The sequence below is a fragment of the Pseudomonas sp. genome, from assembly GCF_050739775.1.
Classification (GTDB): Bacteria; Pseudomonadota; Gammaproteobacteria; order Pseudomonadales; family Pseudomonadaceae; genus Aquipseudomonas.
The window spans coordinates 72,302-98,190 of the sequence record NZ_JBOICA010000017.1 but is presented as its reverse complement, the minus strand read 5'-3'; the positions used below and the strand labels follow the sequence as shown (position 1 = coordinate 98,190).

Annotated in this window: 24 protein-coding genes; 14 read left to right on the top strand and 10 right to left on the bottom strand. The window is 61.1% G+C overall.

What is annotated here, in order from left to right:
• Together ACRESH_RS11280 and ACRESH_RS11275 are read left to right on the top strand one after the other, a co-directional pair.
• Positions 1-93 (top strand): transposase domain-containing protein (locus ACRESH_RS11280; RefSeq protein WP_431742066.1); only part of this gene is annotated, 93 nt, incomplete at its 5' end.
• 173 nt (positions 94-266) lie between these two features.
• Positions 267-1,241 carry an alpha/beta hydrolase gene (locus tag ACRESH_RS11275; protein ID WP_431742065.1) on the top strand — a complete coding sequence of 325 codons (975 nt, stop codon included), beginning with the start codon at positions 267-269 and terminating at the stop codon, positions 1,239-1,241.
• A 151-nt stretch (positions 1,242-1,392) separates the two neighbouring features.
• On the opposite strand, the gene ACRESH_RS11270 is transcribed toward ACRESH_RS11275, so the two are convergent.
• A complete protein-coding gene (locus ACRESH_RS11270; protein ID WP_431742064.1) occupies positions 1,393-2,403 on the bottom strand; it encodes a zinc-dependent alcohol dehydrogenase family protein in 1,011 nt (336 codons plus the stop codon).
• Between the two features lie 141 nt (positions 2,404-2,544).
• Between ACRESH_RS11270 and ACRESH_RS11265 the strand changes: the two genes are divergently transcribed.
• The 3 genes from ACRESH_RS11265 to ACRESH_RS11255 all read left to right on the top strand — a co-directional run bounded on the left by ACRESH_RS11265 (position 2,545) and on the right by ACRESH_RS11255 (position 6,566).
• A complete protein-coding gene (locus ACRESH_RS11265) occupies positions 2,545-3,045 on the top strand; it encodes a sigma-70 family RNA polymerase sigma factor (protein WP_431742063.1) in 501 nt (166 codons plus the stop codon).
• Positions 3,046-3,993, top strand: a complete 948-nt coding sequence (locus ACRESH_RS11260; RefSeq protein ID WP_431742062.1) for a FecR domain-containing protein — start codon at positions 3,046-3,048, stop codon at positions 3,991-3,993.
• A 104-nt stretch (positions 3,994-4,097) separates the two neighbouring features.
• A complete protein-coding gene (locus ACRESH_RS11255; RefSeq protein ID WP_431742061.1) occupies positions 4,098-6,566 on the top strand; it encodes a TonB-dependent siderophore receptor in 2,469 nt (822 codons plus the stop codon).
• Between the two features lie 31 nt (positions 6,567-6,597).
• Here ACRESH_RS11255 and ACRESH_RS11250 read toward each other — a convergent pair whose 3' ends face one another.
• The 3 genes from ACRESH_RS11250 to ACRESH_RS11240 all read right to left on the bottom strand — a co-directional run bounded on the left by ACRESH_RS11250 (position 6,598) and on the right by ACRESH_RS11240 (position 8,704).
• On the bottom strand, positions 6,598-7,191 hold the full coding sequence (locus ACRESH_RS11250; protein ID WP_431742060.1) for an HAD family hydrolase: 594 nt from the start codon (positions 7,189-7,191) through the stop codon (positions 6,598-6,600).
• On the bottom strand, positions 7,188-8,057 hold the full coding sequence (gene tesB / locus ACRESH_RS11245; protein WP_431742059.1) for an acyl-CoA thioesterase II: 870 nt from the start codon (positions 8,055-8,057) through the stop codon (positions 7,188-7,190). Before tesB ends, ACRESH_RS11250 begins: the two co-directional genes overlap by 4 nt.
• A 77-nt stretch (positions 8,058-8,134) precedes the next feature.
• A complete protein-coding gene (locus ACRESH_RS11240; protein WP_431742058.1) occupies positions 8,135-8,704 on the bottom strand; it encodes a GNAT family N-acetyltransferase in 570 nt (189 codons plus the stop codon).
• Between the two features lie 128 nt (positions 8,705-8,832).
• Between ACRESH_RS11240 and ACRESH_RS11235 the strand changes: the two genes are divergently transcribed.
• The gene (locus ACRESH_RS11235) at positions 8,833-9,747 is read left to right on the top strand and encodes a histone deacetylase family protein (protein ID WP_431742057.1); all 915 of its coding nucleotides are present in this window, start codon (positions 8,833-8,835) and stop codon (positions 9,745-9,747) included.
• Between the two features lie 149 nt (positions 9,748-9,896).
• Positions 9,897-11,132: a TIGR03862 family flavoprotein gene (locus ACRESH_RS11230; protein ID WP_431742056.1), complete on the top strand. Its 1,236-nt coding sequence runs from the start codon at positions 9,897-9,899 to the stop codon at positions 11,130-11,132.
• A 51-nt stretch (positions 11,133-11,183) separates the two neighbouring features.
• On the opposite strand, the gene ACRESH_RS11225 is transcribed toward ACRESH_RS11230, so the two are convergent.
• Together ACRESH_RS11225 and yedA are read right to left on the bottom strand one after the other, a co-directional pair.
• The gene (locus tag ACRESH_RS11225) at positions 11,184-12,515 is read right to left on the bottom strand and encodes a DEAD/DEAH box helicase (RefSeq protein ID WP_431742055.1); all 1,332 of its coding nucleotides are present in this window, start codon (positions 12,513-12,515) and stop codon (positions 11,184-11,186) included.
• A 75-nt stretch (positions 12,516-12,590) separates the two neighbouring features.
• A complete protein-coding gene (yedA, locus tag ACRESH_RS11220; protein WP_431742054.1) occupies positions 12,591-13,523 on the bottom strand; it encodes a drug/metabolite exporter YedA in 933 nt (310 codons plus the stop codon).
• Positions 13,524-13,675: 152 nt separating this feature from the next.
• Here yedA and ACRESH_RS11215 point away from each other — a divergent pair, with 152 nt between their 5' ends.
• A complete protein-coding gene (locus tag ACRESH_RS11215; protein WP_431742053.1) occupies positions 13,676-14,134 on the top strand; it encodes an Lrp/AsnC family transcriptional regulator in 459 nt (152 codons plus the stop codon).
• On the opposite strand, the gene ACRESH_RS11210 is transcribed toward ACRESH_RS11215, so the two are convergent.
• From ACRESH_RS11210 to ACRESH_RS11200, 3 genes are all read right to left on the bottom strand, one after another.
• The gene (locus tag ACRESH_RS11210; RefSeq protein ID WP_431742052.1) at positions 14,131-14,733 is read right to left on the bottom strand and encodes a 3'-5' exonuclease; all 603 of its coding nucleotides are present in this window, start codon (positions 14,731-14,733) and stop codon (positions 14,131-14,133) included. The genes ACRESH_RS11215 and ACRESH_RS11210 overlap by 4 nt on opposite strands.
• Before the next feature lie 19 nt (positions 14,734-14,752).
• Entirely contained in the window at positions 14,753-15,232 is a 480-nt protein-coding gene (locus ACRESH_RS11205; protein ID WP_045182683.1) for an NYN domain-containing protein, read from the bottom strand.
• A gap of 100 nt (positions 15,233-15,332) precedes the next feature.
• A complete protein-coding gene (locus ACRESH_RS11200; RefSeq protein WP_431742051.1) occupies positions 15,333-16,067 on the bottom strand; it encodes a DUF2076 domain-containing protein in 735 nt (244 codons plus the stop codon).
• A 154-nt stretch (positions 16,068-16,221) separates the two neighbouring features.
• Between ACRESH_RS11200 and ACRESH_RS11195 the strand changes: the two genes are divergently transcribed.
• From ACRESH_RS11195 to ACRESH_RS11180, 4 genes are all read left to right on the top strand, one after another.
• Positions 16,222-16,890 carry a hypothetical protein gene (locus ACRESH_RS11195; protein WP_431742050.1) on the top strand — a complete coding sequence of 223 codons (669 nt, stop codon included), beginning with the start codon at positions 16,222-16,224 and terminating at the stop codon, positions 16,888-16,890.
• A gap of 549 nt (positions 16,891-17,439) precedes the next feature.
• Positions 17,440-20,169, top strand: a complete 2,730-nt coding sequence (locus ACRESH_RS11190; protein WP_431742049.1) for a C1 family peptidase — start codon at positions 17,440-17,442, stop codon at positions 20,167-20,169.
• Positions 20,170-20,237: 68 nt separating this feature from the next.
• Positions 20,238-20,942 (top strand): TIGR02594 family protein, encoded by a 705-nt coding sequence (locus tag ACRESH_RS11185; protein WP_431742048.1) that lies wholly within the window; start codon positions 20,238-20,240, stop codon positions 20,940-20,942.
• Positions 20,943-21,031: 89 nt separating this feature from the next.
• Positions 21,032-21,697 (top strand): hypothetical protein, encoded by a 666-nt coding sequence (locus ACRESH_RS11180; RefSeq protein ID WP_431742047.1) that lies wholly within the window; start codon positions 21,032-21,034, stop codon positions 21,695-21,697.
• A 220-nt stretch (positions 21,698-21,917) separates the two neighbouring features.
• Here the strand turns inward: ACRESH_RS11180 and hrpB are convergent, their stop codons facing one another.
• Positions 21,918-24,446, bottom strand: a complete 2,529-nt coding sequence (gene hrpB / locus ACRESH_RS11175; RefSeq protein ID WP_431742046.1) for an ATP-dependent helicase HrpB — start codon at positions 24,444-24,446, stop codon at positions 21,918-21,920.
• Positions 24,447-24,564: 118 nt separating this feature from the next.
• Here hrpB and ACRESH_RS11170 point away from each other — a divergent pair, with 118 nt between their 5' ends.
• Positions 24,565-24,984 (top strand): polyribonucleotide nucleotidyltransferase, encoded by a 420-nt coding sequence (locus tag ACRESH_RS11170; protein WP_431742045.1) that lies wholly within the window; start codon positions 24,565-24,567, stop codon positions 24,982-24,984.
• Positions 24,985-25,010: 26 nt separating this feature from the next.
• Positions 25,011-25,883 carry a cation diffusion facilitator family transporter gene (locus tag ACRESH_RS11165; RefSeq protein ID WP_431742044.1) on the top strand — a complete coding sequence of 291 codons (873 nt, stop codon included), beginning with the start codon at positions 25,011-25,013 and terminating at the stop codon, positions 25,881-25,883.
• The last annotated feature ends 6 nt before the right edge of the window (positions 25,884-25,889 follow it).

The following is a 25,889-nucleotide window of genomic DNA, read 5'->3' as shown; positions in this document are numbered from 1 at the left end:
TATGCCTATCTCAAGGACGTGCTGACGCGGTTGCCGACGCAGAAGGCCAGTGAGATCGACCAACTGCTACCGCATCAATGGATGTCGGGCTGACCTGAGCAAGGTGTGTTCCCCAACCGCTTACGCTGCACCTTCGCGAGGCATCATCCCGGCCAACCACTCGATTGAGGCCTGTACTTCGCTTGACCTAGCGCTAGGCCCGTTCTGTGATCGCTCTGCGAATGCAATGGCGAGCACGCCCATGGAGTAATAAAAAGGACGTCGAAATGCTCTTTATAACCAATCGTTTCCCCAAGGGATCAATTAAGACAAGCATTAACAGAAAGTTTGAGTTTGACCTATCAAACAACGCCCCAAGCAATTCAGTGTTCTTCTGCGAAAGAAAAAGCAAGAACGATCAACTTGAGGTCGGCTCCAAATCCTTCATGGTGCAACTCAGGAATTCTAGCTGCAGGCAGATCCTGCTCTATATCCATGGCTTCTCCAATCTTCCTGAAGATGTCTTCAGCGCTGTGGAGGAGTTCCAGAAGCTCTGTGATGACCTATCTAAGAATGAGATTCTTGTCGTGCCAGTCATCTGGCCATGCGATAACGACAAGGGCATTGTCAAGGACTATTGGGATGACCAGAAATCGGCTGATTACAGCGCCATCTCACTGTCTAGAGCGCTAAGCAAGTTTCTTGAATGGCGTGAATCACCTTTGAATGACCCCAGCAGCGATCCTTGCCTAAAGCGCATCAACGTCTTAGCCCACTCAATGGGAAACCGAGTACTTCGTGAAACACTCGTCGAATGGGATCGCTACGACCTCGCAAGTGGAGTTCCGCTAATTTTTCGCAATACCTTCCTGGTTGCAGCAGATATCGAGAACGAATCAATTCACCGAGGAAATCCCGGCGAATTGATTAGCCATGCCTCGCGAAATGTCGTCGTCTACTATGCATCGGATGATATGGCTTTAAGGTCCAGCAAGGCGGCAAACCTAAAGAACAAAATTGCATCCAAACGGCTGGGTCACACTGGGCCGGAAAACATTGACCTTACCCCTAAGAATATCTCCGTAGTGGATTGCGACGACGTCAATAGCGTTTATGACTTTCCAAAGGGCCACTCCTATTTCCGCAGTGGCCGATCACCTGGTGTTCCCGGCGTCGTGTTCAAGCACATCTTCGAGTGTTTGCAAACCGGGCGAGCGGCAATGCAAGATGTAGCGAATCGTTCCTCCGTCCTTCGAGACTAGACTGAGCAGCGGTCTCTCGAACTTTACAAATGGCAACCTACGCGCCTCCTGGCCATCCAAGAACGATGCGATGGCCGGGAGATTCCACGCCAACGACTAACTTACAACTCAGCCTGTCATACGCCGTGAGCACGGTGAAACTGAAGAGCGATCAGAATTCCAGGCAGATCTTGCCGAAATGCTGGTTGCTTTCCTGGTAGCGGAACGCGTCGACGATCTGTTCCAGGGCGAAGGATTTGTCGATTACCGGGCGCAAGCCATTGGCATCGATTGCCCGCACCATCGCCTGCTGCTGGGCTCGGCTGCCGACCAGCACGCCTTGCAGGCGGATCTGGCGCACCAGCGCCTGCACCAGTGGCAGCTGCCCGGCGACCCCGGTCAGAATGCCGATCAGTGAGATATGCCCGCCGATACGCGCAGCGATCATCGATTGCTCCAGCGTCGCCGGGCCACCCACTTCGATGACGTGATCAACACCACGATTGCCCGTGAGCTGGCGTACCGTTTCACCCCAGGCCGGGGTCTTGCGGTAGTTGATCAGGTGGTCGGCGCCCATGGCCTTGAGGCGTTCGAGTTTCTCGTCACTGGACGAAGTGGCGATCACCGTGGCGCCGGCCAGCTTGGCAAATTGCAGGGCGAAGATCGAAACACCGCCGGTGCCCTGCACCAGCACGGTATCACCCGGCTTGAGTGAATCGTCGGCCATCAGCGCGCGCCAGGCGGTGAGCCCTGCAGTGGTAAGAGTCGCCGCCTCGGCATGGCTGTAGCCTTTGGGAGCATGGGTAAACGAACTGGCGCGTGCCGTGACCTGTTCGCGGGCGTAACCATCGATGCCGTCACCCGGCACTGTGGCGAAACCTTCCACCAGCGCCTGGCCGTCCAGCCAGTCAGGGAAGAAGGTGCTGACTACTGCATCACCCACGGCAAACTCGCTGACACCAGCGCCGACCGCAGTTACCACACCGGCACCGTCGGCCATGGGGATGCGCGACTCGCTCGGCCCCCACATGCCACTGACCACGGCAAAATCATGATAGTTGAGCGAGTTGGCGTGCAAACGTACGGTGATCTCACCAGACTTAGGTGCAACTGCCTCGCAGGTGCCGACTTGAACCTTGTCGTAACCACCGCCCGCCTGGACGTAAATAGCCTTGCTGGTCATGCGAACCTCCTGGTTGGATCGGGTAAATAGCTGATCAGTCTTTGCCTCGACTTGGCGCCGGTCAAGCGCCAGCGCTTGCGAAACATCCAGACAAACAACAATAATGCGACTAATTATCAATTACTGCGCTGGTTGCCGTTCATGCCCGCTCCCGATCATGCTGCTCTGCATACGCTCTACAGCGAACACCACGGTTGGCTGAAAAGCTGGCTACGCGCCCGCCTGGGTAATGCCAGCGATGCCGCTGACCTGGCCCAGGACACCTTTATCCGGGTGCTGAGCGCGCGCAATGCCCAGACCATTCGCGAGCCACGCAGCTACCTGGGCGCCATCGCTCACGCACTGATGATCGACAAATTCCGCCGCAAGGCACTGGAGCAGGCCTACCTTGCCGAACTGGCAAGCCGCCCGGAGCGGATGGCCGACTCGCCGGAAAACCGCCTACTGATCCTCGAAACCCTGCTGGCCGTCGATACCCTGCTCGACGGGCTGGGTGAACGCACCCGACGCATCTTCCTGGCGACGCAACTGGAAGGCCTGAGCTATGTCGCTACCGCCGAGCGCCTGGGGGTGTCAGTCACCACGGTGAAAAAGCACCTGACCCGCGCCATGACCCATTGCCTGCTGCTGACGGACGACTGAATGGCTCAATCCCTGGATTACCGCACCCTGGAAGCCGCCGCGACCTGGTATGTCCAGCTCCACGCAGGACAGCCCAGTGACGCCCAGCTAAAGGCCTGGCAGGACTGGCTGGGCAAAAGCCAGGACCATGCCCAGGCCTGGGCCCGGGTGGAGAAGCTGCAGCATCAATTGGGCAGCCTGCCCGCCGACGTCACGCTGCCGACCCTGGCCGGTGTCCGCGCGCGTCGTCGCGCAGTACTCAAGACCCTGGCCATGCTCCTGGCCGTCGGCGCCACGGGCTGGGCCATGCGCGAGAGCCCCCCGGCACAGGCGCTGATGGCCGAACTGCGCACCGGCAAGGGACAACGGCGCCAAGTCAGGCTCAGCGATGGCAGCCAGCTAGAACTCAATACCGACAGCGCCGTGGATATCCACTATGACGGCCTGCAGCGCCAGTTGCGCCTACACCGCGGCGAGATCATGGTGCAGACCGCCAGCGATCCAGCCGCCCGCCCCTTCGAGGTACAGACCGCCGAGGGCCGCATTCGCGCCTTGGGCACACGCTTCAGCGTACGCAGCGACGAGGGCCAGAGCCGGGTCAGCGTGCTGCAACATGCGGTGCAGATTCGTCCTGTGGATAACCCGCTGCTGATGCTGCGCCTGGACGCCGGACAATCAGTCAGCTTCGACCAGCGGCACATCGGCAGCGCCCATAGCGCAGCGCCCGGCACCGGTGCCTGGACCCAAGGCATGTTGACGGTGATCGAGTGGCGGCTGGCCGACTTTGTCCGCGAACTGCGCCGCTATCGCCCGGGCGTGCTGCGCTGCGCCGAGGGCATTGCCGACCTGCGCCTGTCCGGTGCTTTTCGCATCGACGATACCGACACTATTCTGGAAAACCTCACTGCCTCGTTGCCGGTCAAGGTGCGCTACCTGACCCGCTACTGGGTCAGCATCGAACCGGCCTGAACAATTTCAATAAATGGGTTGCCGATTTTCATTCTCATTCGGCTACGCAGTTAACGCAGCACATCCAGCTGCCCCTCTGCCCAGCCAATCGAAGGAAAACCTGCATGACCCGCACTTGCCCCCGGGCGCCCCGCCCCCTGGTTCGCGCCGTTCACCTGGCATTGTTCGGCCTGACCCTGGCACCGCTGCCGCTGCTGGCGTTGTTGCCGACGCAGGCCATGGCACAGAGCGCCAGCAAAAACTTCCAGATCGCTGCGGGGTCGCTGGGTACCAGCCTGAGCCTGTTCGCCACCCGTGCCAACATCACCCTGTCGTTCGATGCCCGCCAGACCCAGGGTCGTCAAGCGGCCGGGCTGCAGGGTGACTATTCGGTGGAAGCAGGCCTGGCGCGCCTGCTTCAGGGCAGCGGCCTGCAGGCCCAGCGCCAGAGCAACGGCGGCTACGTGCTGGTCCCGGCCGACAGCAGTGGCGCCCTGGAGCTGGGGGCGACCAGCATCAACGGCCAGGTCCTCGGCGAAACCACCGAGAACACCGGTTCCTACACCACCGCCGCAACCCGGACCGCGACCAAACTGCCGCTGTCGATTCGCGAAACGCCGCAATCGATCACCGTAGTCACCCGGCAACTGATAGACGACCAGGGCGCCCAGAGCATCTCCGATGTGTTGCGCAATACCCCCGGCGTTTCGGCACAGACCTACGACAGCGACCGCACCGAGTTCACCAGCCGCGGCCTGGTAATCACCAACTATCAGTACGACGGGGTCAACACCATTTATGACGGTGTATATGACGAAGGCACCGCCCATGTCGACATGGCCATCTACGACCGGGTCGAAGTACTCAAGGGTGCGACCGGCCTGATGACCGGCTCCGGCGATCCTTCCGCCACGGTGAACCTGATCCGCAAGAAACCCACCGCACAGTTCCAGGCGTCGCTCACTGGCAGCGCTGGCAGCTGGGACAACTATCGCGGCGAAGGGGATGTTTCCGGACCGCTGAACAGCAGTGGCAGCCTACGCGGTCGCTTCGTCGGTGCGCAGCAGGACAAGCAGGGTTACCAGGATCACTACCAGCAGAAGAAAGAGGTGTACTACGGCATCCTCGAAGCCGACATCACGCCCGACACCCTGTTGACGGTTGGCATCGACCAGCAGACCACTACCCCACGCGGCACCTCGTGGACCGGCAACCCGGTGTACTACCAAGATGGCGGCCGTACTGATTTCTCACGCTCGTTGAACCCGGGTGCCGACTGGAGCCGAAGAGACTTCCAGAATCGTACCTACTTCGCCTCCCTGGAACAGGCGCTGGCCAACGACTGGTCGCTCAAGCTCAGCGTCAACCAGTTGCAGAGCAACCATGACACCCGCCTGGCATCAGCCAGCGGCTCCCCGGATCGCGCCGGTAATGGCATGGGCATTATCTGGGGGCGCTGGGAAGGCCATCGGCTGCAGAACAGTGCCGACCTGAACCTCTCCGGACCTTTGAGCCTGTTCGGTCGCCAACATGACCTGGTGGTTGGTTTCAACACCTCGAACTCGCGCCAGACCGGCAGCACCTGGGACACCGGCGCAGGCGGCCTGGTGCCGGGTAGCATCTTCGACTGGAACGGCGACATCGGCGTACCGGACTTCCCGAAAAACGGCAAATACGAGCAGAAAAAAAGCCAGAACGGTGCCTACATCGCCACCCGCCTGCGCCCCACCGACGATCTTTCGCTGATCCTCGGTACCCGGATCAGTACCTTCAAGTACAGCGATAACTACAACTACGACGGCTTGAACCCGATCTTCCAGGACAGCTCCGCCAGCTACAAACAGCATGGCGTGGTCACGCCCTATGCCGGCGTCGTGTATGACCTGAACGACACCTATTCGGTGTACACCAGCTACACCTCGATCTATCAGCCGCAGAGCAACAAGGACATCAACGGTGTCACCCTCGACCCGGTCGAAGGCGACAGCTACGAAGCCGGTCTGAAGGCGGCCTACTTCGACGGCAGGCTCAACGCCAGCCTGGCAGTGTTCCGTATCGAACAGGACAACGTCGCCGAGTCAATCGGCACTAATCCTCAAACCAACGAAGGCATCTACAAGGCCACCAGCGGCGCAATCACCAAGGGCCTGGAACTGGAAGTCGCCGGTGAGCTGCAGGAAGGCTGGAACCTCTCGGCCGGTTACACCTATGCCCGTTCCCGCGATGCCGACGAACAACACATCTACGGCTTCCCGATGAGTACCAGCAAGCCTGAGCACCTAGTGCGCGTGTTCACCACTTACCGCCTGCCGGGGATGCTGGACAAGGTTACGCTCGGTGGCGGGGTGAACTGGCAGAGCGCGTTCTACGGCAAGATCTACAGCGCAGCGGTCCAGGACTACACCTACATCAAGCAAGGCGGCTACACCCTGGTCGACCTGATGAGCCGCTACCAGTACGACAAGCACCTGAGTTTCACGGTCAACGCCAACAACGTGTTCGACAAGCGCTACCTGAGCGGGCTAGGCAACTTCGACACTACCTACTACGGCGAGCCGCGTAATGTGATGCTGACGACCCGCTGGGATTTCTGAGTCCTCATCGCGGGCTTGCCCCGCGATGATTTCAGCCCTGAAGCAATACCTGCAACGCCCGGCAATCCGCCGCATGCCAGTCGGTCAACTCCGGCCAGGGGTTGTCCGGCAGGTTGACCAGAATGGTCCGGGAGCCCGCCGCACGGCCACAGTCGAGGTCGAAACGGTAGTCACCGACCATGACCATCTCGGTCGGCGCCACATCCCAAGCCTCAGCCAGCTTTAGCAAGCCGCCAGGGTGCGGTTTGGGCGGTGCCTCATCTCGCCCCAGCACGTACTGCTCGGCAAAGCAGTCGGCAAGGCCAATGGCCTCCAACGTCACATGCGCCAGTTCACGCGCATTGCGGGTAAGGATGCCCAACTGGCAACCACGCCCGGCCAGCGCGCGCACCAGCTCCACGGCACCGACCGAGGCCTGCGAGCCGATCGCCAGGTCACGCTCATGCTCCAGCAACCAGGCGTGCTTGGCTGCGGCTTCGGCAGCGGGCAAGGCGGCCAGGTGGGTGAGGATGTCGTCAGCCGGCGGAATCTCCAGAGCCTCGCGAATAGCCGCGAAGTCATGTACCGCTACGGTCAAGGTGCCATCCATGTCGAACACCCAATGACGGATATCCTTGAGGCTCATGCCCAATCCTTGCGATGACGAACCAGGCCTTCCTGGCAGGACGAGGCCACCAGTTGCCCAGTCTGGTTGAAGATGTTGCCGCGGGAAAATCCACGGGCATTGCCAGCCCAGGGGCTATCCATGGCATACAGTAGCCACTCGTCGGCCCGCAGGTTGCCGTGGAACCACAGCGCATGATCGAGGCTGGCGACCTGCATGTCCTTCTGCCATACCGATTTGCCGTGGGGCAGCAGCGAGGTGGTCAGCAGGCCGAAGTCCGAGGCATAGGCAAGCATGTACTTGTGCAGTGCTGGCACGTCCGGCAGGGTGCCGTCAGCACGGAACCAGATGTATTTCAGCGGATCGCCCGCTTTAGGGTTGAACGGGTCTTCTGCCGTTACCGGGCGCATTTCGATCGGCTTGGCGCAAAGCATCTTGTCGCGAATCGACTCGGGCAGCTGGTCGGCCATACGCTGGGCCAATTCCACTTCCGAAGGCAGGTTTTCCGGGCCAACCACCGTCGGCATCTGCGTCTGGTGGGTGAAGCTCTCTTCGTCGTATTGGAACGAGGCGCTGCAGGTAAATATCGGCTGGCCCTTCTGGATCGCCGTCACCCGCCGGGTGCTGAAACTGCCGCCATCGCGCACCCGGTCAACCGAGTAGACCACGGGCATCGCCGCATCACCCGGGCGCAGGAAATAGCCGTGTAACGAATGCACATGACGCGCTTCTTCGACCGTCTGGCTGGCTGCCGACAACGACTGACCCAGCACCTGGCCGCCATACAGCTGACGAAAACCCAGGTCCTGACTCCGTCCGCGGAACAGATTCTCCTCGATGGCTTCCAGACTCAACAGGTCGACCAGATCGTCCAACACGTGGCTCATTCAAGATTCTCCAAAGCAATGCGCACCTGCGACAAATGATACAGGGTTTGTCATAGCTCACCTGTATGTTGTGCCATTCAGCCGCGCAGGGTCTGTTGCCACTGGGCCCGGTTGATGCGGTACAGCACATGGGCACGCAACGGATGATCCTCGGGCAGTTTCGGATGCAGGAAGCTTGCGTCCAGGTCCTGTTGCATGCCGATGGCCTGCATGACCTTCTGCGACGGTAAATTGCTTTCGCTGGTAAACGACACCACCTGCTCCAGGCCCAATTGGGCAAAGGCGCAGCGCAGGCTGGCCCAGGCCGCTTCGCTGGCAAAACCCAGGCCCCAATGGCGACGAGCCAGGCGCCAGGCAATCTCCACGGCGGGGGCAAAGTCGGCATCAAAATTAACGTTAAGCAGGCCGGTCATGCCGATGAAGGCGCCAGTATCCTTGCGCTCCAACGCCCACAAACCAAAGCCGTACTCGTTGAAATGACCACGGATACGACCGATCAAGGCCGCACTTTCAAGGCGAGTCAACGGCGCGGGGAAATAGCGCATGACCTGTGGATCGGCACACATGGCGGCAAATTCGCCGAGATCGTCGTCCTGCCATTGGCGCAGCACAAGTCGTGCGCTTTGCAGTTCTAGTATGGGGGTCATGCTCGGCTTGCTCCGTATCCACAACCTGCAGTTTATAGCGTAGGCCCGATTGCAGCGCAGGTCTGAACGGTAGCGTAACGGCAACCTGAGCTGGCAAGATCGGCTTCTGCCCTGTTCAAGAACCCGCCATGCCCCTGCCGCTGATCTACCACGACGATTACAGTCCGGCGTTTCCCGCCGAGCACCGCTTTCCGATGGACAAGTTCCGCCTGTTGCGCGATCACCTGGTCGAAAGCGGCCTGACCACTGACCAGGCGTTGCTGCGCCCACAGATCTGCCCCAACGATATCCTCGCCCTGGCCCATGACCGCGGTTATATCGAACGCTACATGAATGGCGAGTTGTCACGCGAAGACCAGCGCCGCCTCGGCCTGCCCTGGAGCGAAGCCCTGGCGCGACGCACCGTAAGGGCGGTCGGCGGCTCGCTGCTGGCCGCCGAGCAGGCCCTGGAGCACGGCATCGCCTGTCACTTGGCTGGCGGCACCCATCATGCCCACTACGACCACCCTGCCGGCTTTTGCATCTTCAACGACCTGGCCGTGATCAGCCGCTACCTATTGGAGGCCGGTCGGGTGCATAAAGTGTTGATCTTCGACTGCGACGTGCACCAGGGTGATGGCACCGCGCGGATTCTCCACGACACCCCCGACGCCATCACCGTTTCCTTGCACTGTGAGCAAAACTTCCCGTCGCGCAAGGCCCAGAGCGACTGGGATATTCCCTTGCCCCGCGGCATGGGCGACCAGGCCTACCTGAAGGTGGTCGAAGATGCCCTGAACTACCTGTTGCCGATGTACCGCCCAGACCTGGTGCTGTATGACGCCGGCGTCGATGTGCACAAGGACGACGCCCTCGGCTACCTGCAACTGACCGATGAAGGCGTCGCGGCCCGTGACGAGCATGTACTGCGCCAGTGCCTGGGCCGGGATATCCCGGTGGTCGGGGTGATCGGCGGTGGCTACAGCAAGGACCGCCAGGCCCTGGCGCGCCGCCATGGCATTCTCCATCACAGCGCCAAGCGGGTGCTGGGTTACTCACAATGACTGTGGAACCGCCTGTGGACAACCTGCGTGAAAGCCACTGCAGCCCTTTGCCCGCCTGGGATTGAAGCGGCTGTTCATTTTTTGCTCAGTGTTTCCGCCTGCCTCGCTGAGGTAGAATGCCGGCTCTTTTTCCCAGCTTGCAGCCGACCATGACCGACACCCGCTCCGCCAACCGCCCACACGTTGCCATTATCGGAGGCGGGCCGGCCGGGCTGATGGCCGCCGAAGTGCTCGGCCAGGCCGGGGTCGCGGTGGATCTCTACGACGCCATGCCTTCGGTAGGACGCAAATTCCTCCTGGCCGGGGTCGGTGGCATGAATATCACCCATTCCGAACCCTACCCGGCGTTCATCTCCCGGTATGCCGAGCGCTGCGGCGAAATCGCCAAGTTGCTCGAAGGCTTCGATGCCGATGCCCTGCGCCAGTGGATTCACGGCCTGGGCATCGAGACCTTCGTCGGCAGCTCTGGCCGGGTCTTTCCCCGCGACATGAAAGCCGCCCCGCTGCTGCGCGCCTGGCTCAAGCGCCTGCGCGATACCGGGGTAGTTATCCACACCCGTCATCGCTGGCTTGGCTGGAATGCCGATGGCAGCATGCGGATGGCTTATCCACAGGGCGAATTGGCGCTCAAACCTGCTGCTACCGTCCTGGCCCTGGGTGGCGGTAGCTGGGCGCGCCTGGGTTCCGATGCGGCCTGGCTGCCCTGGCTTGGGGATAAAGACATACAGATCGCGCCATTGCAGGCCGCCAACAGCGGATTCGAGGTACACGCCTGGAGCGACCTGCTCAAGGACAAGTTCGCTGGCGCGCCGCTGAAGAACATCGCCCTGAGCCTCGCTGGCCAAACGCCGCGCCTCGGTGAGTGCATCGTCACTGCACAAGGGCTGGAAGGCAGCCTGGTGTATGCCTGGTCGGCGCAGATCCGCGAAGCGATCAACCGTGCAGGCAGCGCCACGGTGTTGCTCGACCTGTTGCCCAATCGCACTGTGGATAACATCCACAAGGCCCTGGCCAAGCCCCGCGGCTCACGCTCGATGGCTAAGCACCTGCACAACCAACTGGGTCTGGACGGAGTCAAGGCGGCGTTGCTGCGCGAGCTGACCGATGCACAAACCTTTGCCGATCCGGCGTTGCTGGCCCAGGCGATCAAGGCCCTGCCTATCGTGCTGGTGCGCCCTCGCCCACTGGATGAAGCCATCAGCAGCGCGGGTGGGGTTGTGTTTGAGGCGATGGATCAGCGCTTGATGCTCAAGGAACTGCCTGGAGTGTTTTGTGCCGGGGAGATGCTCGACTGGGAGGCGCCGACCGGGGGGTATCTGCTGACGGCGTGTTTTGCCAGTGGGCGCAAGGCGGGGCTGGGTGTTCTGGACTGGCTGGAAAACTGATCGCGGGACAAGCCCGCTCCTACTGCGTGGGCTTGCCCCGTGATAGCTATCTCAAGGTTTACGCTTGCGCGGCCCGGTATTGAAGGTCGGCACCTTGCGCACCGGCTTGGCCGCAGGCGCTGCCGCCGACGTCTCGCCACTGTCCATCCAGCGGCCCAGGCTACGCTTGCTGCTGCTCTCCTTGGGCTTCTTCGGTTTCTTCGGCTTCTTCAGCACTTGCCCAGTGGCATCGGTCATCGGCACCTTGTGATCGGGGATGAAATCCGGCTCTTCGTGGCGTGGCAGGGTTTTGCGGGTCAGGGTCTCGATAGCCGATAGCAGTTGCACTTCATCGGCGCACACCAGCGAGATCGCCTCTCCGCTGTTGCCTTTACGGCCGGTGCGACCGATACGGTGAATATAGTCTTCAGCCACGATCGGCAAATCGAAGTTGACCACCAGCGGCAGGTCGTCAATGTCCAACCCGCGCGCCGCCACGTCAGTGGCCACGAGGATCTGGATCTCACGCGCCTTGAAACTGTCCAGGGCGCGCTGGCGGGTTGCCTGGGGCTTGTCACCATGGATACCGTCAGCGTTCACACCCTGGCCGCGCAGGCGCTCGACCAGTTGATCGACGCCGTTGCGCGTCTTGGCGAACACCAGCACCTGCTTCCAGCGCTGTTTGCGCAACAGATGGCTGAACAGCTCCGGCTTGCGCTTCTTGTCCACTGGGACGATCCACTGTTTGACCGTGCTGGCGGTGACGTTGCGCGGGCTGACTTCGATGCTCAGTGGATCGTTCAGGGTCTGCCCGGCCAGCTGGCGGATCTCGTCGGAAAAGGTGGCCGAGAACAGCAAGGTCTGCCGCCGGGCCGGCAAGGCGGCATAGACCGCGCGCAGCTCTTCGGCAAAACCCAGGTCGAGCATGCGGTCGGCTTCGTCGAGGACCAGGGCCTGCAACTGGTTGAACTTCACCGCGTTCTGGCGGAACAGGTCGAGCAAGCGCCCCGGCGTTGCCACCAGCAGATCGATGCCCTTGCGCAGTTTCATCATCTGCGGGTTGATGCTGACGCCACCGTAGACCGCATAAGTGCTCAACGGCAGGTGTTCGGCGTATTCGCGGATGTTGTTGTGTACCTGTTCGGCCAGCTCACGGGTGGGTACCAGCACCAGGGCGCGGACCGAGTTGCTGGCGACCTTTTCGCCCTCCAGGGTCAGGCGCTGCAACAGCGGCAGGGCGAAACCTGCGGTCTTGCCAGTACCGGTCTGGGCCGCGGCCATCAGGTCACGCCCGGCCAGCACGGCAGGAATGGCCTGGGCCTGGACCGGCGTCGGGGTGTTGTAGTCCAGGCGCTCAAGCGCGCGCAGCAAGGGTTCAATCAGGCCGAGTTTGGCGAATGTCATGGCAGTACCGTCAGGGGAATTCAGCAATGGCGGCAGTTTACCTTGTTCCGCCAGCCGCTTCCTGACAAACCTCTGCTACTTGCACAGCTCGCCGTCTACCTGCACTTGCGCCTTGCTGGCCACCGTCGTCGGCTTGCGCCACTGCGGCAGGCCGATCAGTACCACGGCACCGATGATGACCGCCATGGCCACGCACTCCTCAAAGCCGATCTGCTCGCCGGCAAACAGGATCCCCAGTAACACTGCCACTGCCGGGTTGACGTAGGCGTAGCTGGTGGCCGCCGCCGGGCGTACATGCTTGAGCAGGTACATATAGGCGCTGAAGGCCAGAATCGAACCGAAGAACACCAGATAAGCCAACGCGCCCCAACCGGCAGCCGTGGGCATCTGGGTCATGCGCTCGCCGCTCAGGGCGCTGCCCAGCAGCAGGACGCCACCGCCCACGAGCATCTCGGCCGCACTGGCCATAGGCCCCTGGGGCAGTGGCAGGCTTTTGCTCCAGACTGAGCCGAACGCCCAGGACGCGGCGGCAAACAGGATCAACGCGGCACCCATGGGGCTGGCCTGCAGGTTAGAACCCAAGTTGAGCATGGCAATACCGATCAGCCCGAGGACGATCCCGGCCCATTCCAAGTGGGTGTTGCGCTGGCCCCAGAACAGGCCGAACAACAGGGTGAACAGCGGCACGGTGGCCACGGCCAACGCTGCAACCCCCGAGGCCACACCAGCATGTTCGGCCAGTGTCACGCCACCATTGCCACAGCTGAGCAACAGCACGCCAATCGCGCCTGCTGCGCGCCATTGTGGCCAGGTCGGCGCCGGCACACCGCGCCAGCGCAGGAAGCCGTACAACAGCGTACCGGCAATAACAAAGCGCACGCCCGCCATGAGCAGCGGCGGCCAGGACTCGACACCAATGCGGATAACCAGGTAAGTCGAGCCCCACACCAGGTACAACGCGAGGAAGGCGCCGATCAAAACCAACGGAAAGCGACGAGGGGCAGGCATGGGGGACTCGATTTCTGATTGTCGGGGGATTAGTTTAGAAAGGCATGCGTACAAACATAAGTTACAAAACCTGTTTAAACGAACCGTACACTTTTGAAAGAACGGTTCTTACGGCCTTTAACCTTTGATTCAAAGAATGCCTCAGGAAGCCCATGGACAAGTACGATCGAATGCTCCTCAGCGCCTTGCTGGAAAACGGTCGCGCCTCTTTCGCAGAGCTCGCACGCAAGGTCAATCTGTCTGCTCCGGCGGTCGCCGAACGGGTGGCCAAGCTTGAGGCCAACGGCGTGATCACCGGCTACCAGGCCAAGGTCGATCTGGAGAAGATCGGCTTGCCGATCCAGTGCGTGATTGAATTGCGCCTGGCCAGCCATGGTAATCAGCAGACTTACGAAGAGCTCACGCAGATCCCGCAGTTGACCGAGTGCCACCGGGTCACCGGCGATCCTTGCGTGATCATGCACGCGGCCGTGGGCTCGATGCCGGAGCTGGAAGCGTTGATCAACCGCGTCGCCCAGTTCGGCTTCAGCAAGACCTCGATCATTCTCTCCAGTGCAGTGGAGCGGCGCTTGCCGCTGGGCCACCTTGAGCACAACGGCAAGAAAACCTAGCGGTAGGTCTTCAGCGCCTCAGCGATCTTCGCCGCCGGGACTTTTTGCAAACTGCAGAACAACTGGTGGGACACCGCATTGACGCCTTGCTCACGCAACTGCCCGGCCAGGTGCTGGGCCAGGTTGGCGGCCATTTCCGCATCCGCCATGGCCCGGTGGGCGGTGCCGGTGTCCGGCAGGCCAGCCCAGCGCGTCAGGGTGCCGAGCTTGTGGTTGGGCGCCGCAGGCATCAGGCGCCGGGCCAGCAGCATCGAACAGGCAAAACGCTGGCTGCGGCTGCGGCCGATCTGCGCCAGTTCATAATCCCAGAATTTCTGGTCGAACGAGGCATTGTGCGCCAGCATTGGTGTGTCACCGACGAACTCGGCGACTTCGTTCATCACCCGGGCGATGGGCGGTGCACTGCGCAACATGGCAGTGGTGATACCGGTCAGCCCGGCAACAAAGGCCGGCACCGGCAGCCCTGCGTTCATCAGGCTCTGGTAGCGTTCGACGATACGCCCCCGTTCAAGCATGACCACCGCCACTTCAGTGGCTCGGCAATTGGCGCCGGGCGAAATGCCGGTGGTTTCAAAGTCGATGACAGCGATACGTTCCAAAACAAAACCTCAGTAAAACCTAGTGCCTGAGCAACAGGCCGCCCTCGATGGGCACATAGCGGCTGGCAGCGCGAATCAGCGAGTTGGCGGTCAGGCCCGGGACGCCATAGGCGACGGCTTCGATGCCGTGACGGCTGATGACGCGTTCGAGCAGCAGATCGAAATCACCGTCGCCGGAAGCCAGTACCACTTCGTCGACCCGTGCGGCAGCGTCGATCACATCCAGGGTGATGCCCACATCCCAATCGCCCTTGGCCGAGCCGTCGCTGCGTTGGATGTAGGGCTTGAGTTTGACCGTGAAACCGAGGTTACGCAGGATCTGCTGAAACTGCTGCTGTTTGCTGTCGCCGCGGTCGATGGCATAGGCAACCGCCTCGACGATCTGCCCATGCTGGCTGATATCGGCCCACAGCGCCGCATAATTGAAATGACAGCCATAAGCCTGGCGCACGGTGTAGTAGAGGTTCTGCACATCGGCGAATACCGCGATCTTCTTCACCGTTCTTCCTCATGGCGCCGTGGCGCGGTTGCGGCCACCGCACACCGGGGCCGTCTCGGCGCCCAGTATGCCAGCCTGGAGGCGGTGCGGGTATGCGCGCTCAGACGAAGCTGTCGTCGCCGTCGAAGAATCCGCCGTCATCGCTGCCGTAATCGCTGTCGATGAAACCACCCTGATCGTTGCCATCGCCGCTGTTGTCGGCGGTCAGACGCTGGTCGTCATTGCTCCCCCAGCCACCGCTGTCGCTGGCAGGTGCCGACGCCTCCTTGACCACCTCTTCGGGTTGCGATTGATGGTTGAACAGGCTACTGATGCCCTGAGCCAGCATGACCCCGCCAGCCACGCCGGCAGCGGTTTGCAATGCTCCGCCGAGGAAACTGCTGACACTACCGCGGGCCGGAGCCTGGGCAGGTGCGGCGTTGAAGCCTTGCGGCGCGGCAGCGCCGGGTTGATTGAACGCGCGCGACGGCTCGCGCCAGCCGCTACCGTTCGCTGCACTGGCTGGCGCTTGCGACTGGAGCGGTTGAGGATCACGGGTAGCGCTACCGAAGATGCTCGAAAGAAAGCCCCCGCTGTTGTTTGGCGTGGTGGCCGCTACTTGTGCCTTGGCCTGTTGCAATTCGGCCTGCAGTTGCTTGTTCTGCTCATCCAGGCGCTTGAGCGCAGCCTCCTGGACCAGGATCGCCTGAGCCATGTAATAGGGTGCCGCCGGTTGTTGCTGCAAGTGTTCGGCAATCCGCGCCTGGGCCTGGGCGTCACGGGGGACGGCCGGGTCTTCGGCTTGCCTGAGCCGGCCGAACAGGCCATCGATCAGGGTTTGTTCTTCACTGTTCATGGGCAACCTCACACAAGAGCCGGGGGAGTTCAGGTTCACTGAAAATGGGGTGCCAGGGCCTTGGATTCAACACCAGGCGCGATGAAACTTTCTTCAGGTTGGGTGCCAACTGGGCTAAAGTTACGCCCTGCTTTTTCCAACACGATATCGACCGATGAATCCGCTCAGTGTTCTGCGTGACGCCCTGTATTTCTTTCGCCGCCACCTGCTGAGCATCGCCCAGCTCTGCTTGCCGTTGGTGGTGCTCGAAGCACTCTGCACCCAACTGCTCTACCAGCAACTGGGCAAGGACGCGTCACAAGCCTATGGCATGCTCGCCAGCCTGTTGTTCTATCCACTGTACAGCGCCGCCCTGATTCTCTACCTCGACACCCGCAGCAACGGCTATACCCCGCTCAAGCGTAACCTGCTGGCCATGGCCCTGCGCCTGTGGCCGTCCTTCGCCCTGATGGTGATGCTCAGCTCGCTGTTGATCATGGCCGGCGCTGCGCTGTTCATCCTTCCGGGGATCTGGGTGATGGTCAACCTGGTGTTTGCCGAGTACCTGCTGGTGCTGCGCGGCCTGGCGCCGATTGCCGCCATGCGCGAAAGCTTCCAGATGACCAACGGCAATTTCTGGAAGATCTTCACCTGCATCCTCGGCGTCCTCGCCCCGTTGTGGTTGATCGATGGCCTGAGCCAGATGCTGGTCCCGGAACCTTCGTCCCTGGCGCAACTGGCTATCGATAGCGGCAACAGCTTCTTGCAGCTGTTCAGTACCGTAGTGATGTTCCGCCTGTTCATGCTGATCAGCGAACCGGTCACAGAGCCGCCAGCGCCCTGAGCTTGCTCAGGGCCGACCGAGAACGGCCCAAAGTGGGCGGTGGGCACGTTGACGGCAATGGGTGGCGTGCCGTCATCCATGTCGCACCTCTCCCTAAGGCTTTAGCCGACCATCGTTACTGCTCGACAGAAAAGCCCGTCGAAGGCCTGCTGCTGGGGAGTTGACGACAGGCCGCTAATGTCTTGGCGAACCTCCGGGGATAGCGCATTGCATCTTCCCCCAGTACAGCTATATTCCAAAGCAATGCCTTGCTCCAGACCTTAAAACAGTCGCTCCGTGGTGTCGTTTCCGTTGTCTCAGCGGCGTTGAGCTCAGCCATTCCGCTTTTGGCCAGGGTCGGTCAACCCTGCACGTCAGGTGCTCGGCGCTCGGCCTGCTGCTGATGCAGCGCACGGAAAACGAACCACGGGAGGCAGAGTCATGGACATGCTGCTGGCACGGAACAAGAATGGGTCTGACGTAGTTGAACTTCGTAACGAACTGGCCAGGTTACTAGGCGAAGACAGGAAAAGGTTCCCCGGGCTGGCGGGAGGAAGGGATTTCGATGCATTGACGGAATCCGCGGTCCGTCACTGGCAATCAGGTATCGGCATTGTGGCGGACGGGTTGATCGGTCCCTACTGTCAGAGCCTGCTGGGTCTGCGCAAGCTCAAGGACCTGGCTATGGTACTCAGCGTCGATACGGTGAAGCCTCTGTTCCCGGCAACCAAGCCTTCCAACATCCAGCGCTACCTCCCTTATGTTGCTGCGGCGCTGGCAGCAACCGGCCTTACGGACAGGCCAATGATACTGGCAGCCTTGGGCACGATTCGTGCCGAGACCGAAGGTTTCGTACCTATCTCGGAATTTCCTTCGAAGTTCAATACCAAACCGGGCATGCCAGCCTTCAGTGCCTATGACGACAGGGCGGGACTGGGCAACACCGAGCCAGGCGATGGCGCGAACTTTCGCGGGCGCGGTTTCGTGCAACTAACCGGGCGCTACAACTACCACGCCTACTCACAGACGATTGATCTGGATATCGAGTCGCAACCGGACCTGGCCAATGCTCCCGAGGTGGCAGCAGTCCTCCTGGCGAACTTTCTCGCTGATCGCGCCAGCAAAATCCGTACTGCCCTGGCTGGCGGCAGCTTCCTCGCCGCTCGCAAGCTGGTCAACGGCGGCTCCCATGGTCTCGACCGTTTCAGCCTTGTGTTCAAGCTCGCGGCATTGGTCCCACAGCCGCCAAAACCACTCAAGGCCACAGGTGCTGCGGCGAAAACGGCTGCTGCCGCACCAGCCGTCACGCGCCTGCTCAACGTCAGCAAGGACCCGGTGGATTTGCGCGACCGCGCCTACATGCCACCGCCCCAGAGCCTTCCCGACGCCTATCCGAGTGACGAAGACATCAAGAAACTCCTTCCCCGCTATACCAAGTCGGGGCTGATCCTCGACCAGGGACGGGAGGGCGCCTGCACCGGATTCGGGCTCACCTGTGTGGTGAACTTCCTTCGTTGGCGCAAGATGAGCTTCGCTGACGGTCTGGAATCGGTCAGCCCACGGATGCTCTACAACTATGCCCGGCGCTACGACGAATTCGCCGGTGAGGACTACGAGGGCTCCAGTTGCCGCGGCGCCCTCAAGGGTTGGCATCACCATGGCGTTTGTCTGGAGTCCGACTGGCCCTACAACAGTTCACAGGGAGCCCTACCGCCCAAGTTCGGCTATGCCACGCGGGCAACCGACAACACACTGGGTGTCTACTACCGCATCGACATCCGCTCTATCACCGACCTGCAGGCCGCCATCTACGAAGTCGGCGCAATCTACGTCTCGGCCTTCACCCACGACGGCTGGAACCAACTTTCCAAGCACAATGGCAAGCTCGACGGACACAGTGCCTTGCCGGTCATTCCCTTCGACGGAAAGCCGTCCCAGATTGCTGGTCACGCCTTTGCCCTGGTGGGTTTCAACGCCACTGGTTACATCGTCCAGAATTCCTGGGGGCCCAAATGGGGGGGCGGCGGCTTCGCCCTGCTGACCTACGCCGACTGGCTCGCCAATGGCATGGACGCCTGGGTCGCGGCACTGGGCGTACCGGGGGTGCTGCAGGGTCAACTGGCGGTTGGCCGAAGTTCGGCAGTCAGCTCCGCCGCCGCCAACGGCGCCATGTGGTGGGATGAGCCTAAGGCCTACGAACACAGTGTGATCTTTGGCAACAACGGACGCATCGACCGCCACCTCACCCAGGACGAGCTGAGCCGCTCACTGCTGCACCAGGCTTGCGGACTGCCGGACCAATGGTTCCGTAGCGAGCCGGGCAAGACCAAACGACTGGTACTTTACGTACACGGCGGTCTGAATAGCCAAGACTCCGCCATCGAGCGTGCGAGGGCGATGGGACGTTACTTCCTGGGTAACGGCTGCTATCCGCTGTTCATCGTCTGGAAGACTGGTGTACGCGAATCCATCACGAACATCATCACCGACATGTTCCAGCGCGAACCGGCACGCGCAGGCGGTTTGCGCGACAGTATCCAGGACGGCGCCGATCTGCTTCTCGAACGGGGCATTGGCCGCCCCTTCGCCCGCCCGCTCTGGAGCGAGATGAAGGAGAACGCCGAGTTCGCCAGCATGCCCACCCGAGGCGGCGACAAACTGGTGACGGCCATGCAGAACCTGGCCGGAACCTGGGGAGACGATCTGGAAATCCACCTGATCGGACATTCGGCCGGCTCAATCTTCCTTGGCCATCTCATCGACCTGTTCGCTGCGCGTGGTCTCGAGAAACGCATCAACTCGCTCCACCTCTACGCGCCGGCCTGCACGGTGCAGTTCGCCAATCGCCATTTCGCTCCTCACGAAGCGCTGATGCAAACCCTCTACCTGGACATACTGTCGGACAGCAATGAGCGGGACGACAGCATCGGCCCCTACAGCAAGTCGCTGCTCTACCTGGTTTCCAACGCACTCGAAGGAGACCTGCGTACACCCATCCTCGGCCAGGCCAATGTGCTGGACCCGGAGTACAAGGGCTGGGACGGCTCATCTAGCACCGGCGAAGCACTAAACAAATGGCGCCAAGCCATCAATTCGGCCGGTCTGGCCAAGCGCAAGCAGATCAACCTCGTCAACAAGAACACGGTGATCAGCTGCAAGTCCGACGGCTTCACCATCAGTGCGACCCACGGCAGCTTCGACAACAACGCGGAACTGGTGGAGCAGACGCTCAAGCGCATCACCAGAACCGACCCGAAGCAGAAGCTGGTGTTGCCGGTCGACGACTTGCGCGGTTTCTGACTGGAGACCCGCAGCCAACTATCAGTCAATGAGGAAGACGCGGATAGCGTCTTGCGCGGAGCCAAATCATGAAAAACGTATCAGTCAGAAAAATCCAGGAAGCACTCGTCGCCAAGGGCTTCATCCCCGGAGAAGTCGATGGCATATGGGGGCGCAGAACCATCGCAGCGGTCAAGAGCTTCCAGCAAAGCGTCGGACTTGAGGTGGACGGAGTCATCGGCCCCAAGACTTCGGCGGCGCTTTTCCCCAGCGCTGCTGAAATGCCGTCGCAGCCACTCCTACCCTGGATCGCCGAAGCCGAGAACCTGATTGGTACCAAGGAGAATCTCGGATCGCGGGACAATCCGGTCATCCTCAATTGGGCCGACAGTCTCGATATTCATTACCCCAACGACGATGTGCCCTGGTGTGGCTTGTTTGTAGCGCACTGCGTGGGCTCGACCATGTCTGACGAAATATTACCCGCCAATCCGCTTGGCGCTCGTCAGTGGGAGCGATTTGGCGATCCCATCGATCCACGCTGGGGGGCCATTCTGGTTTTCTGGCGGGAATCACGAGCCAGCGGAAAAGGCCACGTCGGCTTTTATGTCGGAGAAGATGACAGTGCCTATAGGGTCCTGGGCGGCAATCAGGGCAACAAGGTCTGCCTGACCTGGGTAGGGAAAGATCGCTTCCTCAAGGCGCGTTGGCCGCGGACCGCGGCTTCGCTGGGTGGTGGTAGCGCCACTGTCCTGGTTGATCGCAAAGAAGACTTGTCCAATGACGAAGCATGACAACTTAACCAACAGTGCAAGAAGTCAGTCAATATTGGCTCGCAGGAATCAAACTTCAGGCAAAAAATTCAGCCGGGAAGGAGAAGGCAATGAGTGACAAAAATACGATCATTGCCGAAATCATAAAATACCCAATAATTATATTTTCAATATTGCTGTCCCTTGTTGCAGCAAAACACATACTAGGTCTTGAGTTCGGAGTGCTAACAGAAATAAGCATTAATGGAGCTAAGTTTGCCGAAAAAAGCAAAGCAACAGCGGATGCCATAGCCAGTATTGATGCAGACCTAAGACGGGCTGTTGTAGATATTGAGCAGCTAAAGAAAGTAAGCAATCCCATACCAAACACTCCAGCCATGCAAACAGAAAGCACCGAAGCAGCGGAGACCGTCTCTGACCAAACGGCAAAAATCGAACAGATCCAAATTTCAAGCAACGCAAAAAAAACCAGTCTGAAGGGATATATATGGATTGGAAATTATAACAATAACTGGAAGAAGCGGATCCTTGCCCAGCCCGACACTGGGCAACCAATTGACATCAGCCCAAACGAAATGCAGAGAGGCACCGAATATGCTGTCTTGGGCAATATGGTAGTGCGCGATGGACTCCCAGAGAACAATCAGAACTACTTTAATGGTCGCAGCAGCCTAGGAGTTGTTCCTAGTGGAACAAGAATACGCCTTACAAATGTACCAGTAGCGATAGAGAGGGAGTTTGCCACTCAGTACTGGGCCGAAATTGAGGTTCTCTGAGTCTGCTCGCGTGGGACGTATTGCTTCTTACCCATGGCCTGAACTAGAACGGACCGTTAAACCTCTCGAATAAGCGGTTTAGCAACCACTCAGTGCTGACAGCCTCCAGTAGCTTGGCTTGGCTACTTTGGCTATCGCACAATGTTGTCCGAGCTGAGAGACTTAAGGTAAGGACTGAGAAGTAGCAAGCCGCGACTTATACCGCCGAGGGCCAGTGAGTTTAAGTGCCTCGCGGCTTCGCCCTTGCCGTGGCTTCCGCGACCAAGGGGTCGTCAGGCCAATAATGTTTCGGATAACGCCCCTTCAAGTCCTTCTTTACTTCCGCATAAGTAGTACGCCAAAAGTTGGCCAGATCCTGAGTAACCTGCACCGGGCGCCGCGCTGGCGACAGTAGATGCAGCAAGACCTGCTGACGCCCCTGGGCAATGCGCGGGGTTTCGGCCAGGCCGAACAGCTCCTGCAGGCGCACGGCGAGGATCGGTGGGGTTTCGCTGTAGTCCAGGCGGATGTTCGAACCCGAGGGCACGCTCAGATGTACCGGCGCCCATTCATCCAGGCGCTGGGGCAGCGGCCAGGGCAACAGGTTGCGCAGGATCGACGACAGGTCGAGCTGGGCAAAATGGCTCAGGCGGGTGACTTTGCCCAGGTAGGGTTGCAGCCAGTCCTGCAGACTTGCCAGCAAGGTGTCGTCGCTCAGGTCTGGCCATTCGCTTTCACCATTGGTTGCCAGGTCGAGCTGACGCAGCAGCGCAACACGCGCTTGCCACTGACGCAGCTCGGGAGTCCACGACAGAAGTGCCAGACCCTTGCGCCGTACCAGTTCCAGCAGTGCTCGGGCGCGGGCATCCTCATCCAGGCCGGTCAACGGCTCGCGACTGAGCACCAGCTCGCCAACCTTGCGCTGGCGCTCGGCGCGCAAGACGTTCTCGCGTTCGTCCCAATCCAGTATGTCGACTTTTTTCACCTGTTCGGCCAGCACCCCGTCGAACAGCGCTGAGTCGAACTCAGCGGCCAGGTAGATACGCTCTTCGCGCTGGCCCTGGCGACTGCCCAGGTCGGCGATCACCAACCAGGGGCACTTCATCAGCGCATCGGGCTCGCCGAACAGCGCTGCGCGGCCATTGGCCAGGCGGTACTCAGCGCCCCCAGCGCGCCGCTGCTGGGCGACGCGGTCCGGATAAGCCAGCGCCAACAACGCTCCGAGCCAGCGCGAATGCTCAGGGTCGACAACGCCCGAACGCACTTTGCCACGCAGGTAGCCGCGGTACTGTCGGGCTAGTTGTCGGGCACGTTGTACTCCACCCTGCCCGTTTTTAGCCGCGCGGGTTTCACCGCTGAGCAATACCAGGCGATTGTGCAGGTCAGCGCCACCACCACGCAGAATATCGCGCTCGCCCAGCAGCGCGGCGACGTCACAGGCCATGTCTGCCAAGCCCAGGTCCTGGCCTCGCAACAACAGGTGGGCGATACGCGGGTGCGCCGGCAACTCGGCCATGGCTTGGCCGTGTTCACTCAAACTGTCCTGGCTGTCCACCTTGAATGCCCCCAGGCGCTGCAACAGATCCAGGGCCTGCGCATAAGCGGCTGCAGGTGGCTGGTCAAGCCAGCACAGTTGATCCGGGGCGACGCCCCAACGCGCCAGCTGCAAGGCCAGGCCGGCGAGATCGGCCTGGAGAATTTCCGCGCTGCCATAGGCTGCCAGCTGCTCATGCTGAGCCTCGGACCACAGTCGGTAGCACACCCCCGGCTCAAGGCGTCCGGCACGGCCCGCGCGCTGGGTAGCGCTGGCTCGGGAGATGCGTTGGGTGTCGAGCCGGGTCATGCCGCTGCCCGGATCGAAGCGCGGCACCCGCGCCAGTCCGGCATCGATCACCACCCGCACGCCGTCGATGGTCAGGCTGGTCTCGGCGATATTAGTCGCCAGCACCACCTTGCGTTTACCGGGTGGTGCGGCATCAATGGCCGCACGCTGGGCATTGAGCTCAAGTTCACCGTGTAATGGGCACAGTAGAACGTCCTGACGCTCACCCAGCGTCTCCTGCAACGATTGGTACACCCGACGGATCTCGGCCTGGCCGGGAAGAAACACCAGCAGGCTGCCCGACTCATCGGCGATGGCCTGCAATACACTATCGACCACCCGCGGCTCGATGAACTCGCCCGGCTGGAACGGCCTTCCCCAACGCACCTCAACCGGATACATGCGCCCTTCACTACTGATCACCGGCGCCGCATCGAGCAAACTCGACAGGCGTTCACCCTCAAGGGTTGCCGACATCAGCAGAATCTTCAACGGCGGGTCATCACGCAGCAACTCACGGCCATTGAGACTCAGGGCCAGGGCCAGGTCAGCATCCAGACTGCGCTCGTGGAACTCGTCGAAAATCAGCAGACCAACACCCTCCAGGGCCGGATCGGCCTGCAGGCGGCGGGTGAGGATGCCTTCGGTGACCACTTCTATCCGGGTCTTGGGACCCACCTTGCTGTCCAGCCGGATCCGGTAGCCGACGGTTTGCCCGACTTGCTCGCCCAGCTCGCTGGCCAGTCGCTCGGCCGCTGCGCGGGCGGCAAGCCGGCGTGGTTCAAGCATGAGAATGGTCTGGCCGGCCAGCCACGGTTCATCAAGCAGCGCCAACGGCACACGGGTGGTCTTGCCGGCGCCCGGCGGCGCTTCCAGCACGGCTTCATGGCGCAGGCTCAAGGCCTCACGCAAGGCTGGCAGTACAGCATCGATGGGTAACGAAATCATGGTAGCCCTCAAACAATGCGCCGAGTATAACGGCGAACCGAGCCCGCCTTATCATGGTCTTAGCTATAGATACCGGCTCTTTGCCTGTATCTTTATGGTCCTCACTCCGGAGATTTCCATGCGTATTCCCTCCCGTGTCATCGGCGGCGTCCTGGTCGCCACCCTGCTGACCCAACTGACGGCCTGCGGCACCCTTTTCTTCCCTGACCGGCGCGGCCAGATCGAAGGCAAGATCGACCCAGTGGTCGCCGCCCTCGACGCCATCGGCATCCTGTTCTACGTGATCCCCGGCCTGATCGCCTTCGGCATCGACTTCGCCACTGGCGCTATCTACCTGCCAGGTGGCAGCACCGCCCAGGTCTCACCCGAGAAGCTCAACCAGGCCATCAGCGCCGACGGCAAGGTCGACAACAGCAAGCTGCAGGCTATCCTCGAAAGCGAACTGGGCCAGCGCCTGCCACTGAACGACCCGCGCCTGATCCAGCACAAGGGCAGTGTCGAGCAACTGGCTGTGTACGGTCTCAAGCCCGTCGCTTGAGCAACGGATAGGATGCCCCCGCCAGCATGACTCCTTCGGCTGAACATCAACGTCTGCTGCGCCTGGCCACCCGCGCCTCGGTGGCGGTAGCCAGTATCCTGATCCTGACCAAGGCCGTGGCCTGGTGGTTCAGCGGTTCAGTGAGCCTGCTGGCCGGCCTGACCGACTCGGCGCTCGACGGCGTGGCCTCGTTCCTCAACCTGCTGGCGGTGCATTACGCCTTGCGCCCGGCCGACGACGATCATCGTTACGGCCACGGCAAGGCCGAAGCCATGGCCGGCATGGCCCAGGCGCTGTTCATCGCGGTCAGTGCCGTGCTTATCTGCGTGCAGGCCGCCCAGCGTCTGCAAAACCCACAACCGCTGGGCGACACCGCCCTCGGCATCGCCGTGATGGTGCTGTCACTGGGGCTGACGGCGGCCTTACTGATGCTGCAGGCCCGGGTGATACGCATCACCGGCTCCACCGCAGTGCGCGCCGACTCACTGCATTACCGATCCGACCTGTTGCTCAACGGCAGCATACTGATCGCTCTGGTGCTGGCGCGTCTGGGCTGGCCACAACTGGATGCCTTCTTCGGTCTGGGCATTGCCCTGTACATACTCTGGAGCGCGTTGCAGATCGCCCGGGAAAGTACGTCGATCCTGATGGACAAGGAACTGCCTGGCGACATCAGTGAACAGATGCTGGCCCTGGCCTGCAGCGTGCCCGGCGTGCGTGGTGCCCATGACCTGCGCACGCGGGTTTCGGGCAGTCACTGGTTCGTGCAACTGCACCTGGAATTGTCGGGCGACCTGCCACTGACTCAGGCACATGCGCTCTGCGACCAGGCGGCAGCGGCGATTCATGACAAGTACCCAAAGGCAGAAGTGCTGGTGCATGCCGATCCGGTGACCTGAAGCTCC